Here is a 14,569-nt window from a genome sequence, read left to right as displayed (position 1 = left end):
CCTGTCCGCGGGTCGTCCGCAGGCCCCACGCCGAGCTCGCGGCCATCGCCGGTCACGGTCGGGTCACGTGCGGGCAGGGCCTCGAGCGGTGCTTCAGACTCCGGTCACGAGCCGGCACCGGGGCCGTCCGGGGTGGTGACGACGGGGCCCGCGTGAATTAGCGTGACGCCGACGACGCGGTCCGACGATGGGTCGCGGCAACGCGGGGGAGCGACGTGCGGACGACCGTGAGGACGACCTGGGCCGGTGCGCTGATCGCGGCCGCCCTGGTCCTGCCCGGCTGCGGGACCGTGCCGGGAGGTTCCGTCGGCGCGGCGGAGACGCAGCCGCCGGCCGAGACGAGCGGAGCGACCAGCGCGACCGCGGCCCCGTCGCCCGAGCCGAGCCCCAGCACCAGCCCGACCACGAAGCCCGCGAGCAAGCCGTCCTCCCGCACACCGGCGAAGGCCGCCGAGCCGGCCGTGCTGCTGGAGAAGGGCGACAAGGGCGAGAAGGTGCGCGACCTGCAGGTGCGCCTGCGCGACCTCGACTGGTTCGGCGGCGCGATCACCGGGACGTACGGGTCGAGCACGGTCACCGGGGTCAAGGGGTTCCAGGGCAAGCGCGGGCTGAAGAAGACCGGGTCGGTCGACCCGACGACCTGGAAGCAGCTGACCAAGCGCACCTCGACGCCGACCAAGGACGAGAAGCACAACGTGCTGCGGCCGGGCAAGGCGATCTACCGCCAGGGCTCCACCGGCGACAAGGTCCGCGACCTGCAGGCGCGGCTCAAGCAGATCGGATGGTTCTCGGGCTCGGTGACCGGGACGTACGGCAGCGCGACGGCGAGCGGGGTGCGCGGGTTCCAGGGCAAGCGCGGCATCCCCGTCACGGGTGAGGTCGACGCCCGGACGTGGAGCCGGCTGACCGCGATGACGCGGACCCCGACCTCCGACGCCAAGCACAACCGGCTGCCGAAGCCGTCGAAGGCGGGGCTCGACAGCCGCTGCATGACCGGGCGCGCGATCTGCATCAGCAAGAGCAGCAACAGCCTGACCTGGGTGGTCGACGGCAAGCCGCAGCTGCGGATGGACGTGCGGTTCGGCGCGGTCGGCACACCGACGCGGGAGGGGACGTTCAGCATCCAGCGCAAGGAGCGCACCTGGACGTCGACGATCTACCACTCGAAGATGCCGTACTCGATGTTCTTCTCCGGCGGCCAGGCCGTGCACTACAGCTCCGACTTCGCCGCCCGCGGCTACGCCGGCGCCTCCCACGGCTGCGTCAACGTCCGCAACCTCTCCGGCATCGCCTCGCTCTTCTCCCAGGCCCGCACCGGCGACAAGGTCATCGTCTACCGCTGAAACTTCTGCAGGGTTGACCACCTCACAGGTGGTCAACCCTGCAGAAGTTCGAGCACGGTCGCCACGAACGCGTCCGGATCGTGCAGCAGGTCGTCCCACGTGAACCGGCGGACGGTCCAGCCGTCGGCGAGGAGCCGGTTGCCGCGCCGCACGTCCTTCCGGAACGCGTCGGCGCCGCAGTGGAACGCGTAGCCGTCGAGCTCGATCGCGATGCGGCGGGCCGGGAAGGCGATGTCGATCTCTGCGGCTGACCCGTCGCGCAGCCGGACCGTGAGGTTCGGGTGGAAGCCGGTGATCCCCGCGCGTCGCAGGAGCGAGATCGCGAGGCGCTCGAGCTCGGAGTGGGCGCCGTCCCCGGTGCGTGCGAGCAGCGCCCGGACGGTGGTGCTGCCCCAGCAGCCGGGGTGACGCTCGAAGGCTCGCTCCAAGTCGTGCTGCCGGACGTGGCGGGCCTGCTTGGCGCGGTCGATCAGCGCGATGCCTCGACCGGCTTCACGGCGTTCCCGGCTCGCCGCCGTCGTCAGCACGGCCCAGGCTCGGCCCACCACCCGGATCCCTCGGTGCCGGTGCTGGTCGCGCCGGTCCACGAACGCCCGGCTGGTCCGGAGGCCTGCGTCGTCCCGGCGGGTGCTGCGCGCGACGAAGGTCCAGCAGGAGGGCGATTCGGGAACGATGCCCCACCACCAGACCGCGCCCTCCTCCGCGAGGAGCGCGTCAGGCCCGAGCGCGAGCAGGCCGGTCCACAACCCCGTCTCCGGCAGCGGGACGGCGGCGGCGAGCCGGTACACGCCGCGTCTCACCGCGAGCCACTCTCCGGTCGAGATCTTGTGGTCGATCTGGCGCGGGCTGAGCCCGGCCGCGCGTGCCTGGCCGGTCGAGATCGCGCCGGCCTGATGCAGGAGGTGCTCCTGGACGGTACTCACGTCCGTAGGAGTAACGACACGAACCCGGATCCGCCGTCAGACGGGCGGCCTGTGGATCTTCTGCTGCGTTGACCACCTCTGCTGTGGACAACCGTGCAGAAGTTCTAGTCGCGAGCAGTCAGGACGACCGGGCCGTCCTCGGTGACGGCGATCGTGTGCTCGGAGTGCGCGCCGCGGGAACCGTCGCGGCTCCGCAGCGTCCAGCCGTCGGCGTCGGTGTAGATCTTGTCGGTGCTCTCGCAGAACCAGGGCTCGATGGCGATCACGAGCCCCGGCTTCAGCGTGAGGCCGCGCCCGCGGCGCCCGTCGTTGGCGACGTGCGGGTCCCCGTGCATCGTGCGCCCGACCCCGTGGCCGCCGAAGTCGGTGTTGATCTTGTAGCCGGCGTGGTGGGCGACGCGCGCGATGGCGAAGGAGATGTCGCCGACCCGGGCCCCGGCCTGCGCGGCCTCGATGCCGGCGGCGAGCGCCTCCTGTGTGGTGTCGATCAGCCGCTGGTCCTGCTCGCGGACCTGCCCGACGACGACGCTGACGGCCGAGTCGGAGACCCAGCCGTCCACCGACGCGGCGAAGTCGACGCTCAGCAGGTCGCCGTCGGCGAGCGTGTAGTCGTGCGGCAGCCCGTGCAGGACCGCGTCGTTGACCGACGTGCACAGCACCTTGCCGAAGGGGCTGGCGCCGAAGGACGGGTGGTAGTCGATGTAGCAGGACTCGGCCCCGCGCTCGTCGATCATCCGGTGGGCCAGCTGGTCGAGCTCGAGGAGGTTCACGCCCACGGCGGCCTTGTCGACGAGCGCGGTGAGGACGTCGGCGACGAAGCGGCCGGCGGGGCGCATCTGCTCGATCTCGGCGGGGGTGCGGTACTCGATCACGACGAAGATGATGCCCCAGCGGCCAAGGCCCGACGCCCTCGCGTCAGACCCAGATGGCGGCGTGCAGGCCGTACGGCGCCGGCTGCGGCGGGCTGGGGACGCTGACGGCGTCGCCGCGGGCCAGCCGGAGGGCGGTCCAGGCGACCGCCGCGGCGTCGACCACGTCGTCGGGCGCCGCCGACCCGGTGCCGCCGCGGAGCCGCGTGAGGTCGATGCCGGCGGCGGCCAGCAGCGCCAGGCGTTCCTGCTGGCCGGCCCAGGTCTTCTTGGGGTGCAGGGCCGGCCGCCCGGCGAGGCGGGCGAACGACAGCTCCGGGTGCACCTCGCGGACCCGGTCCTCCCCGCCGCGGACGAGCAGGTCCACCTCGAGGACCTTTACCCGCAGCCCCCAGGCCTGGACCGAGAAGCCGCCACCGCTGGCCCGCGCGCTGATCCGCACGCCGCTCGCGTGGTCGGGCGCCTCGAGCGCCGCCCTGACCGGCGTCCGGAAGATCGACGCACGGCGGGCGCCGAGGGCGCGGGCCGCCTCCTGGTCGGCGAGGCGCCAGCCCTCGTCGAGGAGCCCGACCGGTATGTCCACCCCGACCAGCCCCACGGAACCGTCGCCCTCGGCCAGGGCGACCAGCGCGCGCAGGTCGGGCGCCGTGTACGCCCGGGGCCCGTCCGGGTCCGGGGCGACGCCGACCCAGCCGTCGCGGCAGCCGTCGACGCCGAGCACCCGACCCGTCGTCGCCACGGCGGCTGTCTACCACCGGTTCGCCGGAGCGCCCGCCCGAGACCCCGGTACGCCGTACCGTCAGGTCTCGTCCAACCCCGGCCCGACCAGGAGGAACGCATGCAGACGTCGGTCCACGCCAGGCTCGCCGCGGCGGCGCTCGCCACCCTCGCCCTCACCGCCGGGTGCGGCGTGCTGGGCGGAGGGTCCTCGCCGAGCACCGCCCCGGCCCCCAGCGACCCGCCCGCCTCCTCGGCCGGGGCGCCGGCGAGCCCGACGGAGGCGCAGCCCTCCCCGGCCGACCCCAGCGCCAGCGCGGGGACGGACCAGCTGGGTCAGCCGTTCGCGACCCGGGAGGGCGGCTTCGACGGGCAGAAGGTGAGGGTCCGGCTCTACCCCGTGCTGCGCGAGGGGACGGTGTCGCACGTCAACCTCGTCCTGAGCTCACCCGCGACCGGGTCCGACCACGTGCAGGTCGCGGAGATGCTCAGCGACCACAACGCCGACGCGGGTGACAAGGACCCCTTCGCCGCCGACGGCCTCACCCTCGTGGACGGCAAGAACGCGAAGCTCTACCTCGTGGCCTCCGACGGAGCGGGGACCTGCCTGTGCTCGAAAGGCTTCTCCTCCGTCTTCCTCGAGGACGACGCCCCGCTGCTGGTGTCGGCCACGTTCGCGGCACCCCCGGCCGACGTGACGACGGTCGACGTCCGCATCCCCACCTTCGGGACGGTCAAGGGTGTCCCGCTCCAGTAGGGCGGGCGGGGCTGTCCTCGGGCTGGCGCTCGTGGCGACCCTCCTGCCGGTCGTCCCGGCGTCGGCCGCCCCCGGACCGGTCGCCCCGGTGGTGCCGATCGTCGCACCCGTGCTCGACATCGTCTTCGCCGGCGCCGACCTGCAGCGGACGGCCCGCGTCGAGAACGGCCCGCGGCGTACGAGAATCACGCTCGACTCGACCGTGCTCTTCGCGCGCGACAGCCCGACGATCAACCGCAGGGCGCGCGGCCGGCTCGACGACGTGGCCGAGCAGCTGACGCGCTCGGGCCCGGGCCGGCTCAGCATCACCGGCTACACCGACGACCTCGGCTCGGCGGCCCACGGCCTGACCCTGTCGCGCCAGCGGGCGCAGGCGGTGGCGGAGGTGCTGCGGGGCGACCTCCCGAAGGCCGACTACCCGTTCTCGGTCAAGGGCCGCGGCGAGGCGGACCCGGCCGTGCCGAACACCTCCGAGCGCAACCGGAAGATCAACCGTCGGGTGGTCGTCGTCTACACCCGCCGCTGAGCCCAGCCGCCGGGCCGGTGTCGGAATGGCCGGCCCGCCGACCGGGTTGCACTCCTCATGAGCATCCGCCGGCTGTCCGTCCTCGACCTCATCCCCGTCCGCGACGGGCAGAGCACCGGCCAGGCCCTGGCCGCGAGCGTGGCGCTGGCGAAGCGCGCGGAGTCCGCCGGTTTCCACCGCTACTGGGTGGCCGAGCACCACAACATGCCGGCCGTCGCCTCGACGAACCCGCCCGTCCTCATCGCGATGCTGGCCGGCGCCACCGAGCAGCTCCGCGTCGGTTCCGGCGGCATCATGCTCCCGAACCACGCCCCGCTCGTCGTCGCCGAGCAGTTCGCCCTGCTCGAGGCCGCGTTCCCGGGCCGCATCGACCTCGGCATCGGCCGCGCGCCCGGCAGCGACCCGGTGACGAACTGGGCCCTGCGCCACGGCGGCCCGCAGACCGGCGACGCCGACCGCTTCGGTGAGCACGTCGACAACCTCGTCGCGATGATGGAGCCGGCCGGCGTCGGCCTCAACCTGCAGGGCCGGGCGTACGCGCTGCGCGCCACCCCGCAGGCCATCGGGCGCCCGACGCCCTGGCTGCTCGGCTCGTCGGACTACTCCGCGCGGCTCGCCGCCGAGAAGGGCCTGCCGTACGTCTTCGCGCACCACTTCTCCGGCGACAGCACCGCCGAGGTGCTCGACCTCTACCGCAGCGCGTTCCGTCCGTCGGACGTGAGCCCCGCGCCGCAGACGTTCCTCACCGTGAACGTCGTCGTCGCCCCCACGCAGGAGGAGGCCGACCGGCTGGCGAAGCCGTACGTGCTGGCGATGGTCGCGCTGCGCACCGGTGGCGAGCTGCGCCCCCAGCTGAGCGTCGAGGAGGCCGCCGAGGTGCGGCTGCCGGAGTCGCACGCCGCCCTCGCCGCGCAGATGAGCGAGCGCTGGGTCGTCGGGACGCCCGAGACGGCGTCGGCGCAGCTCGAGCAGCTGGCCGACCACTTCGGCGTCGACGAGGTCATGGTCCACCCGGTCGCCGGCGCGCTGGCTTCCGACCCGGTCGACCACAACCCCGGCCGCGAGCGGACGCTCGACCTGCTGGCCTCGTCCGTGTTCGCCGCGGCCTGAGCCTCTCGCGGAACGTTCCCTGAGCCTGCCGAAGGGCCTGGACGAGGTCGGCACCCCTGGGGGACGCTGACCCGCTCCGGGCCCATCGACACGCTCAGGGAGCGTCTGTCGCCTGCCCTTCGACGGGCTCAGGGGCTGTCCGTGCTCAGGCGGGCAGCGTGAGGTCCACGACCACCGGCGCGTGGTCGGACGGGCCGGTGCCCTTGCGGGCCTCGCGGTCGACGTACGCGTCCTGGACCGCGACCGACGGGCTGAGCAGGACGTAGTCGATCCGCATGCCGAGGTCCTTGTGGAACATCCCGGCGCGGTAGTCCCAGTAGGTGAAGGGCCGGTCGTTCTTGCCGGGCCGCGCCGTCACGTCGACCAGGCCCCAGCCGATCAGCGACTCCAGCGCCGCCCGTTCCGGCGGGGTCACGTGCGTGCTGCCGCTGAACTTGGCGACGTCCCAGACGTCGGCGTCGGTGCGCGCCACGTTGAAGTCGCCCATGATCACCAGCGGCTGCGCCGGGTCCTGCTCGTCGAGGGTGCGCCGCAGCGCCTCGAACCACTCCAGCTTGTACGCGTAGTGCGGGTCGTCGACCGAGCGACCGTTGGGCACGTAGACGCTGATCGTGCGCAGGCCGCCGCAGTCGGCGACGGCGTACCGGGGCTCCTCCATGCCGGGCAGCTGCCGGGCGACGGGTTCGAGCCCGACCCGGGAGAGCACGGCGACGCCGTTCCAGCGGCCGTCGCCGACGTGCATGACCTCGTAGCCGAGCGCGGCGACCTCGTCGGTCGGGAAGCCGGCGTCGGTGGTCTTCGTCTCCTGCAGCGCGACGACGTCGGGCTCGCGGGTCTGCAGCCAGTCGAGGAGGCGGGGGAGCCGCGCCCCGACCGAGTTGACGTTCCAGGTCGCGATGCGCACCCCGCCATCCTGCCCGAGGCGCGGCCCGGCGCTCAGCGGACGGTGACGCTGACCGAGTGGTAGCCGGTCGCGCCGTCCGGCGCGGGGGGCGCCTCGGCGGCGACCTGCAGCTGGCCCTTGGCGTCGGTCGCGCGGACGCTGAGGCGGTGGTCGCCCGGCGTCGCGTCCCAGGCGTAGCGCCACTGGCGCCACGTGTCCGGGCCCGCGGTGTCCGCGAGCTCGGCGCGCACCCACGGGCCGTCGTCGACCTGCACCTCCACCGCGCCGATCCCGGTGTGCTGCGCCCAGGCGACCCCGGCCACGGCGACCGTGCCGGCGTCCACCCGACCGCCCGGCACGTCGATGCGCGAGGCGAGCTTGATCGGGCCCTTCGCCGACCAGCCGAGCGGCGTCCAGTAGCCGGAGTCCTCGGCGAAGGTCGTCACCTTGAGGTTGACGACCCACTTGGTGGCGGACACGTAGCCGTACAGGCCGGGCACGACCATGCGGGCCGGGAAGCCGTGCTCCAGGGGGAGCGGCTCACCGTTCATGCCGACGGCCAGGAGGGACTGCCGGGCGGGGTCGAGCAGGGCCTCCAGGGGCGTACCGGCCGTGAACCCGTCCTCGCTGCGCGACAGCACCATGTCCGCGCCCGGCTGGGGCTTGGCGCGGGCGAGCAGCTCGCGGATCGGGTAGCCGAGCCAGGCGGCGTTGCCGACGAGGTTGCCGCCGACCTCGTTCGAGACGCAGGTCAGGGTCGTGACGTGCTCGACGAGCGGCTGGGCGAGCAGCTCCTCGAAGGTCATCGACACCTCCTCCTCGACCATCCCCGTCACGCGGATGGACCAGGCGGCGGGGTCGATCACGGGCACCTGGAGGGCGGTGTCGATGCGGTAGAAGTCGTCGTTCGGGGTCAGGTACGGGCTGAGGTCGGCGATGCGGAGGTCCGCGCCGGCCGGGACCGGCGGCGGCGGGGTGGCGGGGGCCGGGAGGGTCAGGTTCCGCCGGGCGTCGCTGATGCGGTTCGCGGCGCCGATGAGGAGGCGCCCTGACACGGTGGCCGCGGCGGCGACGGTTCCCCAGACTGCGGTGGCCACGAGGAACCCGCGCCGCGACGGGTCGGAGGGGGCGTCGGGCCCGGGCAGCACGCGGGCCGGCTGCCAGCGTCGCAGGCGGGTGACCAGGCTGTTCAGGAGGACGCAGGCGAGCAGGACGCCGACGACGGTGGGGACGTACGCCTTGACGTCGGTGCCCGACCCGACCGAGACGCAGATCAGGCCCACCGCGGCCACCACGCCGAACAGGGCGGGTCCGCCGCCCCGGCTGCGGAGCTCCGCGATCCCGCCGAGCGCGCACAGGGCGAGGACCCCGAGGGCGACGACCACCAGCAGGACGGGCTTGTCGGCGTGGCCGAGGAAGTCCTTGCCGAAGTTGACCATCCCGGCGGGCAGCAGGTTGATGATCACGCTCCCGACCGCGGCGAGCGGCGAACCAGCCGGGGTGACGAGCCGGGCGGCGAGGTCGGAGAGGCCGATGCCCAGGAGGCCGGCGACCACGCCGCAGACGGCGGCCCAGGTGTTCTGCGTACGGGTGGGCATCGGGCGCAGCACGTTCCCATGATCCGTCGCGCACGACCCGCTCACAACGGCTGTGACGAACTCGCGTCCGGCGGCGCCTGGCAGCGCTAGCGTGGCCGGGTGCGGTTGCGGTGCTCCTCCCTGCAGAGCTGCTCCCGCGAACGGCTCGCCGAGGAGCTGACCCGGCCGGTCCTGCTGTGCCGGATCGCGTGGCCGCTGCTGACCTTCACCCCGGTGGACCCCGCCGTCCTCGCCGGGCGCTGGGCGTTCCGCCCGTACGTGTTCGCGCTGCGGCTGGCCGGTCGGGTGCCGCTCGGCGAGCACACGATCGTTCCGCAGCCGCCGCGCAGCGGGGCCGAGGTCTGGCACGACGCCGGCCACAGCGACCTCGTGCACGTCTGGGACCACCGCATCGAGCTGACCGACGTCCACGGGATGACCCGCTACACCGACCTCGTCGAGGTGCGCGCCGGCGTGCTGACGCCGGTGGCGTGGGCGTTCGCGCAGGTGTTCTACCGGCACCGGCAGCGCCGGCTCAACCGCCTCGTCGCGGCCGGCCTCCTGGAGCGCGCGCAGAACTGACCTGTGGACAACCCCGTCGGACAACACCTGGGACAACACCGGTCTGGCGTCCTGGTGGGATGCGGCTCCGAGACGAGGTGCTCCACATCGTGCAGCGGGACGGCGTGGTCGCGCGCCGGGACCATCCGGAGCTCGCGGGGGCGATGGCGAGGCTGGTCCGTGACGGCGTGCTGGCGCCGGTGCTGCCCGGCGTCTACGGGCCACCCCGGGCCACGAAGGACGTGCGCCTCGCGGCCCTCGGGCGATGGGCGCCGGACGCGGTCGTCGTCGGTCGTACCGCGGCCCAGCTCACCTACTGGCCCGACCTCGGCGGCGAGCAGGTGGAGTGCGCTCTCCGGTGGGAGCGCGAGCCGCAGCACGGGTTCCGCTTCAGCCGACGACGGATCCCGCCCGAGCTCGTGGTGAGGAGGCGGTGGCTGCAGGTGACGTCTCCCGCGCTGACCGCGCTCGACCTGTCCTCCGAGCTGGGTGGCGACCCGGTCGACCAGGCCCTGCGCACGCGGGCGGCCACCCTCGCGGGGCTGTGGGACGCCGTCAGGCTCACTCCGGCCCGCCACGGCAACCAGGACCGACGCCGGCTGCTCCTGGACTCCCGGGACCAGCCCTGGTCAGCGGCCGAGCGGCTGGCCCACCGACTGCTCCGCCAGAGTCGCGTCAAGGGGTGGAGGGGGAACCACCCGGTGACCATCGACGGTCAGCGGTACTTCCTCGACATCGCCTTCCCGGCGCAGAGGCTGGTCGTCGAGATCGACGGTCGGTTGCACGAGGACGACGCGAACCTGTTCGAGAGCGACCGCTGGCGGCAGAACGCCCTCGTCGGCCAGGGCTGGACCGTGCTCCGCTTCACCTGGCGGATGCTCCAGGGGCATCCGGAGCAGTTCGTCGAGACGGTGCGGGCGGAGGTCCGCGCAAAAGGAAGCGCCAGCTGAGGTCTCGGGCCCCTCTGGGGCCGCCAGACCGCGACTGGCGCTTCCTTCTGAGCAGGATCGACTCAGACCGGCTCGACGGCCGCCGCGAACTGCGCCTCGTAGAGGCGCCAGTAGGCGCCCTGCCGCTCGAGGAGCTCCTCGTGGCTGCCCTGCTCCACGATCGCGCCCGCCTCCATCACGAGGATGACGTCGGCGTCGCGGATGGTCGAGAGCCGGTGCGCGATGACGAAGCTGGTGCGGTCGGAGCGCAGCGCCGCCATCGCCTGCTGCACCAGCACCTCGGTGCGGGTGTCGACCGAGCTCGTCGCCTCGTCGAGGATGAGCAGCGTCGGGTCGGCCAGGAACGCCCGCGCGATGGTGATGAGCTGGCGCTCGCCGGCGCTGACGTTGCTGCCCTCCTCGTCGATGATCGTCGCGTAGCCGTCGGGCAGCGAGCGCACGAACCGGTCGACGTAGGTGGCCTCGGCGGCCGCGAGGATGTCCGCCTCGCTCGCGTCGGGCCGGCCGTAGGCGATGTTGTCGTGGATCGTCCCGTGGAACAGCCAGGTGTCCTGCAGCACCATCCCGACCTCGGCGCGCAGCACGGCCCGTGGAACCGTCGCCACGTCGACCCCGTCGAGCAGGATGCGACCCGACTGCGGGTCGTAGAAGCGCATCAGCAGGTTGACCAGGGTCGTCTTGCCCGCCCCGGTCGGCCCGACGATCGCCACCGTCCGTCCGGGCTCCGCGGTCAGCGACAGGTCCTCGATGAGCGGCTGGTCCGCGCTGTAGGAGAAGGACACGTGGTCGAACTGGACCCGTCCGCGCACCGGCGGCAGCGCGACGGCGCCCTCGACGGTCTGCTCCTCGGCGTCCAGCACCTCGAACACCCGCTCCGCCGACGCGACGCCGGACTGCAGCAGGTTGGCCATCGACGCCACCTGCGTCAGCGGCTGGGTGAACTGGCGGCTGTACTGGATGAACGCCTGCACGTCGCCCAGCGTCATCGCCCCGCTCGCCACGCGCAGCCCGCCGACGACGGCGATGACGACGTAGTTGAGGTTCCCGATGAAGAACATCGACGGCATGATCAGCCCCGACACGAACTGCGCCCCGAAGCTCGCGCGGTAGACCGCCTCGTTGCGCTCGGCGAAGACCTGCTCGACCTCGCGCTGCCGGCCGAACACCTTGACCAGCGACTGGCCGGTGAACGCCTCCTCGATGTGGGAGTTCAGCTCGCCGGTCGAGCGCCACTGCGCCACGAACAGCCGTTGCGCCCGCTTGCCGATGACCGACGTCAGCAGCACCGAGACCGGGATGGTCACCAGGGCGATCACGGCCAGGACGGGCGAGACGACGAACATCATGATCGTCACGCCGATCACCGTGAGCAGCGACGTGAGCAGCTGGCTCAGCGTCTGCTGCAGCGACTGCGCGACGTTGTCGATGTCGTTGGTGACGCGGCTCAGCAGCTCCCCGCGCGTCTGGCGGTCGAAGTACGACAGCGGCAGCCGGTTGATCTTGTCCTCGACCGCGTCGCGCAGCCGCCGCACGGAGCGCTGCACGGCGCCGTTGAGCAGGTAGCCCTGCAGCAGCAGCGCCAGCGAGCTCACGACGTACAGCCCGAGAGCCATGAGCAGGGTGTTCCCCAGCGCCTCGAAGTCGACGGGCCCCCGCCCGGTGACGCCGGCGAAGATGATGTCGGTCGCCTGCCCGAGGATCCGCGGACCCATCACGCTCATGACGATGCCCGCCACCGCCAGGGCGATCGCGCCGACCAGCACCCAGCGTTCCGGTCGCAGCTGGGACAGCAGCCGGCGCAGCGACGGCAGGAAGTTCAGCGACTTCTCCTGGACGCGCTGGGCGAACGGGCCGCCGCCGGGACCGCCGCGGGCCTGGGCCGCGTACGCCGGACGCTCGGGCGCCTTGGCGGCCGGGGCCACCGGGGTGGCGGTGGGCTCGGGGGCGGAGGTGGACGTGCTCATGCGAGGACCTCCTGGGCGCTGCGCTGGGAGTCGACGATCTCGGCGTACGTGGGGCAGCCGGCGAGCAGCTCCTCGTGGGTGCCCTGGCCGACCACGCGGCCGTCCTCGAGCACGACGATGAGGTCGGCCTCGCGGATGGTCGCCACCCGCTGGCCGACGATGATCACGCACGCGCCGGCGGTCTCGCGGGCGAGCGCCGCCCGCAGCCGCGCGTCGGTCGCGACGTCGAGGGCGGAGAAGGCGTCGTCGAAGACGTACACCTCCGGCCGCTTGACCAGGGCGCGCGCGATGGCCAGGCGCTGGCGCTGGCCGCCGGAGACGTTCGTCCCGCCCTGCGCGATGGGCCCCTCGAGGCCCTCGGGCATCGCCCGGACGAAGTCCTCCGCCTGCGCGGTCCGCAGCGCCTGCCACAGCTCGTCGTCGGTCGCGTCCGGGTTGCCGTAGCGCAGGTTGCTGGCCACGGTCCCGCTGAAGAGGAACGCCCGCTGCGGCACGAGGCCGATCCGGCTCCACAGCGCCTCGGGCTCGAGCCGTCGCACGTCGACCCCGTCGACCTCGACCGCGCCGGTCGTCGCGTCGAACAACCGCGGCACCAACGAGACCAGGGTCGTCTTGCCCGAGCCGGTCGAGCCGATGATCGCCGTCGTCTGCCCGGGCCGGGCCGTGAAGGTCACGTCGTGCAGCACCGGGGAGTCGGCGCCGGGGTAGGTGAAGCCGACGTGGTCGAAGCGGACCTCGGCGACCGTCTGGCCGGAGGTGACGCCGTCGGTCGGCGGCACGACGGAGGAGTCGGTGCCGAGGACCTCGCCGATGCGCTCGGCGCAGACGGCGGCGCGCGGCGCGATCATCAGCAGGAACGTCGCCATCAGCACCGACATGAGGATCTGCACGAGGTAGGTGAGGAACGCCGTGAGCGCACCGATCTGCATCTCGCCGGCGTCGATGCGCCGCGCGCCGAACCAGAGCACGGCGACGCTGGAGAGGTTCAGGACGAGCATGACGATCGGGAACATCGCCGCCTGGTAGCGCCCGACCGAGGTCTGCGTGGCCGTCAGCTCCGCGTTGGCGCGACCGAAGCGGTCGGCCTCGAACGGTTCGCGCACGAAGGCGCGGACCACGCGGATGCCGGTGATCTGCTCGCGCAGCACCCGGTTGACGGTGTCGATGCGGGTCTGCACCACGCGGAACAGCGGCCGCATCCTCCAGATCAGCAGGCCGATCGAGATCACCAGCACCGGGACCGCGACGATGATCAGCCAGGACAGGACCACGTCCTCGCGCAGCGCCATGACGACGCCGCCGACCATGGTGATCGGGGCGGCCACGAACACGGTCGACGACAGCAGCGCGAGCAGCTGGACCTGCTGGACGTCGTTGGTCGTGCGGGTGATCAGCGACGGGGCGCCGAAGTGGTTGAGCTCGCGGGCGGAGAAGGACAGCACGCGGTCGAACACCGCCCCGCGCACGTCGCGGCCGAAGCCCATGGCCGCGCGGGCCCCGAGGTAGGTCGCGGCGGCGGCGCAGACGATCTGCACGACGCTGACCGCGAGCATGATCTTGCCGGTGCGCCAGATGAACGCGGTGTCGCCGCGGACGACGCCCTGGTCGATGATCGCGGCGTTGAGGCTGGGCAGGTAGAGCGACGCCAGCGTGCCGACGAGCTGGAGGGCCAGCACGCCGAGCAGCAGCCGCCCGTACGGGGCGAGCAGGCGTTCGCGGAGGAGCTTGATCAGCACGAGGTCTCCTCGGTGTGGTGCGGGGACGGGGACGGGGACGGGGGCGTGGGGGTGCGGGCGATCCCGTGCAGCACGAGGTCGACGATGCGGTCGGGCCGGGCGAGGCTCTCGTCGCCGAGCAGCGGGTGGGTCAGGGAGAAGACGGCCGCGCGCAGCGCCGTCACGGCCTCGAGCGGCGCGAACCGCAGCTGGTCGGCGTCGCGGCCGATGAGGTCGACGAGCACGAGCTCGAGCTGCTCGCGGTCGTGCTCCTGCTTGGCGCGCAGCGTCTCGTGGGCCGGCGGGTCCTCCCCGTCGGCGTGCGCCCAGCCCGGACGCAGCCGCAGCGCGTGGAAGAGCGCGAAGACGCGCCGCGTCCGTTCCTGGAGGATCGCGACCGCCGTCACGAGGCGCTGCTGCAGCGGCTGCGACCGGTCGATGGCGAGGATCGCGTCACGCGCGCGCTGCTCGTCGAAGACCTCCTCGATCACCGCGTCGATCAGCTCGTCCTTGGTCGCGAACGCGCGGAAGATCGTGCCCTCGGCCACGCCGGCGGCCTCGGCGATCTGCCGGGTGCTGACGTCGCGCCCGTAGCGCTCGAGGAGAGGTTCCGTCGCGCTCACCAGGGCGGCGCGGCGGTCCTCCAGCGGCATGGGGGTCGCACGGGGCACGCG

General features: G+C 73.1%; 14 protein-coding genes. 6 read left to right on the top strand and 8 right to left on the bottom strand.

Features of this window, described 5'->3' with window-relative positions:
• Positions 1-227: 227 nt before the first annotated feature.
• Positions 228-1,343 carry a L,D-transpeptidase family protein gene (locus BMY04_RS03950; protein ID WP_232506081.1) on the top strand — a complete coding sequence of 372 codons (1,116 nt, stop codon included), beginning with the start codon at positions 228-230 and terminating at the stop codon, positions 1,341-1,343.
• Positions 1,344-1,375: 32 nt separating this feature from the next.
• On the opposite strand, the gene BMY04_RS03945 is transcribed toward BMY04_RS03950, so the two are convergent.
• The 3 genes from BMY04_RS03945 to BMY04_RS03935 form a co-directional block, all read right to left on the bottom strand.
• Complete coding sequence (locus BMY04_RS03945; RefSeq protein ID WP_170853972.1) at positions 1,376-2,266, bottom strand: type IV toxin-antitoxin system AbiEi family antitoxin domain-containing protein; 891 nt, start codon at positions 2,264-2,266, stop codon at positions 1,376-1,378.
• Positions 2,267-2,370: 104 nt separating this feature from the next.
• Complete coding sequence (gene map / locus BMY04_RS03940; protein WP_091177745.1) at positions 2,371-3,138, bottom strand: type I methionyl aminopeptidase; 768 nt, start codon at positions 3,136-3,138, stop codon at positions 2,371-2,373.
• Positions 3,139-3,181: 43 nt separating this feature from the next.
• Entirely contained in the window at positions 3,182-3,874 is a 693-nt protein-coding gene (locus BMY04_RS03935) for a DUF429 domain-containing protein (protein WP_091177744.1), read from the bottom strand.
• A 99-nt stretch (positions 3,875-3,973) separates the two neighbouring features.
• Between BMY04_RS03935 and BMY04_RS03930 the strand changes: the two genes are divergently transcribed.
• Genes BMY04_RS03930 through BMY04_RS03920 form a run of 3 tightly spaced genes read left to right on the top strand, consistent with a single transcriptional unit; the run spans position 3,974 to position 6,245 of the window.
• The gene (locus BMY04_RS03930) at positions 3,974-4,609 is read left to right on the top strand and encodes a hypothetical protein (RefSeq protein WP_091177743.1); all 636 of its coding nucleotides are present in this window, start codon (positions 3,974-3,976) and stop codon (positions 4,607-4,609) included.
• Positions 4,610-4,640: 31 nt separating this feature from the next.
• Positions 4,641-5,135, top strand: coding sequence for an OmpA family protein (locus tag BMY04_RS03925; protein ID WP_139209734.1), 495 nt, complete (start codon positions 4,641-4,643; stop codon positions 5,133-5,135).
• Positions 5,136-5,192: 57 nt separating this feature from the next.
• A complete protein-coding gene (locus tag BMY04_RS03920; RefSeq protein WP_091177741.1) occupies positions 5,193-6,245 on the top strand; it encodes an LLM class flavin-dependent oxidoreductase in 1,053 nt (350 codons plus the stop codon).
• A gap of 145 nt (positions 6,246-6,390) precedes the next feature.
• Here the strand turns inward: BMY04_RS03920 and BMY04_RS03915 are convergent, their stop codons facing one another.
• Together BMY04_RS03915 and BMY04_RS03910 are read right to left on the bottom strand one after the other, a co-directional pair.
• Positions 6,391-7,149 (bottom strand): exodeoxyribonuclease III, encoded by a 759-nt coding sequence (locus tag BMY04_RS03915; RefSeq protein WP_091177740.1) that lies wholly within the window; start codon positions 7,147-7,149, stop codon positions 6,391-6,393.
• Positions 7,150-7,181: 32 nt separating this feature from the next.
• Complete coding sequence (locus tag BMY04_RS03910; protein WP_232506080.1) at positions 7,182-8,738, bottom strand: molybdopterin-dependent oxidoreductase; 1,557 nt, start codon at positions 8,736-8,738, stop codon at positions 7,182-7,184.
• Between the two features lie 87 nt (positions 8,739-8,825).
• Here BMY04_RS03910 and BMY04_RS03905 point away from each other — a divergent pair, with 87 nt between their 5' ends.
• Both BMY04_RS03905 and BMY04_RS03900 read left to right on the top strand, forming a co-directional pair.
• A complete protein-coding gene (locus tag BMY04_RS03905; protein ID WP_091177738.1) occupies positions 8,826-9,287 on the top strand; it encodes a hypothetical protein in 462 nt (153 codons plus the stop codon).
• Between the two features lie 59 nt (positions 9,288-9,346).
• Complete coding sequence (locus BMY04_RS03900) at positions 9,347-10,216, top strand: DUF559 domain-containing protein (RefSeq protein WP_091177737.1); 870 nt, start codon at positions 9,347-9,349, stop codon at positions 10,214-10,216.
• 62 nt (positions 10,217-10,278) lie between these two features.
• Here the strand turns inward: BMY04_RS03900 and BMY04_RS03895 are convergent, their stop codons facing one another.
• From BMY04_RS03895 to BMY04_RS23010, 3 genes are read right to left on the bottom strand one after another with little or no spacing between them, the layout of a single operon-like run.
• On the bottom strand, positions 10,279-12,180 hold the full coding sequence (locus BMY04_RS03895) for an ABC transporter ATP-binding protein (protein WP_091177736.1): 1,902 nt from the start codon (positions 12,178-12,180) through the stop codon (positions 10,279-10,281).
• On the bottom strand, positions 12,177-13,916 hold the full coding sequence (locus tag BMY04_RS03890) for an ABC transporter ATP-binding protein (RefSeq protein WP_091177735.1): 1,740 nt from the start codon (positions 13,914-13,916) through the stop codon (positions 12,177-12,179). The genes BMY04_RS03895 and BMY04_RS03890 overlap by 4 nt, the downstream gene beginning before the upstream one ends.
• Complete coding sequence (locus tag BMY04_RS23010) at positions 13,910-14,566, bottom strand: TetR/AcrR family transcriptional regulator (RefSeq protein WP_198409916.1); 657 nt, start codon at positions 14,564-14,566, stop codon at positions 13,910-13,912. Before BMY04_RS23010 ends, BMY04_RS03890 begins: the two co-directional genes overlap by 7 nt.
• Positions 14,567-14,569 lie beyond the last annotated feature (3 nt).

The sequence above is a fragment of the Microlunatus flavus genome (assembly GCF_900110855.1).
Classification (GTDB): Bacteria; Actinomycetota; Actinomycetes; order Propionibacteriales; family Propionibacteriaceae; genus Microlunatus; species Microlunatus flavus.
This window is presented reverse-complemented; position numbering and strand designations above follow the sequence as displayed.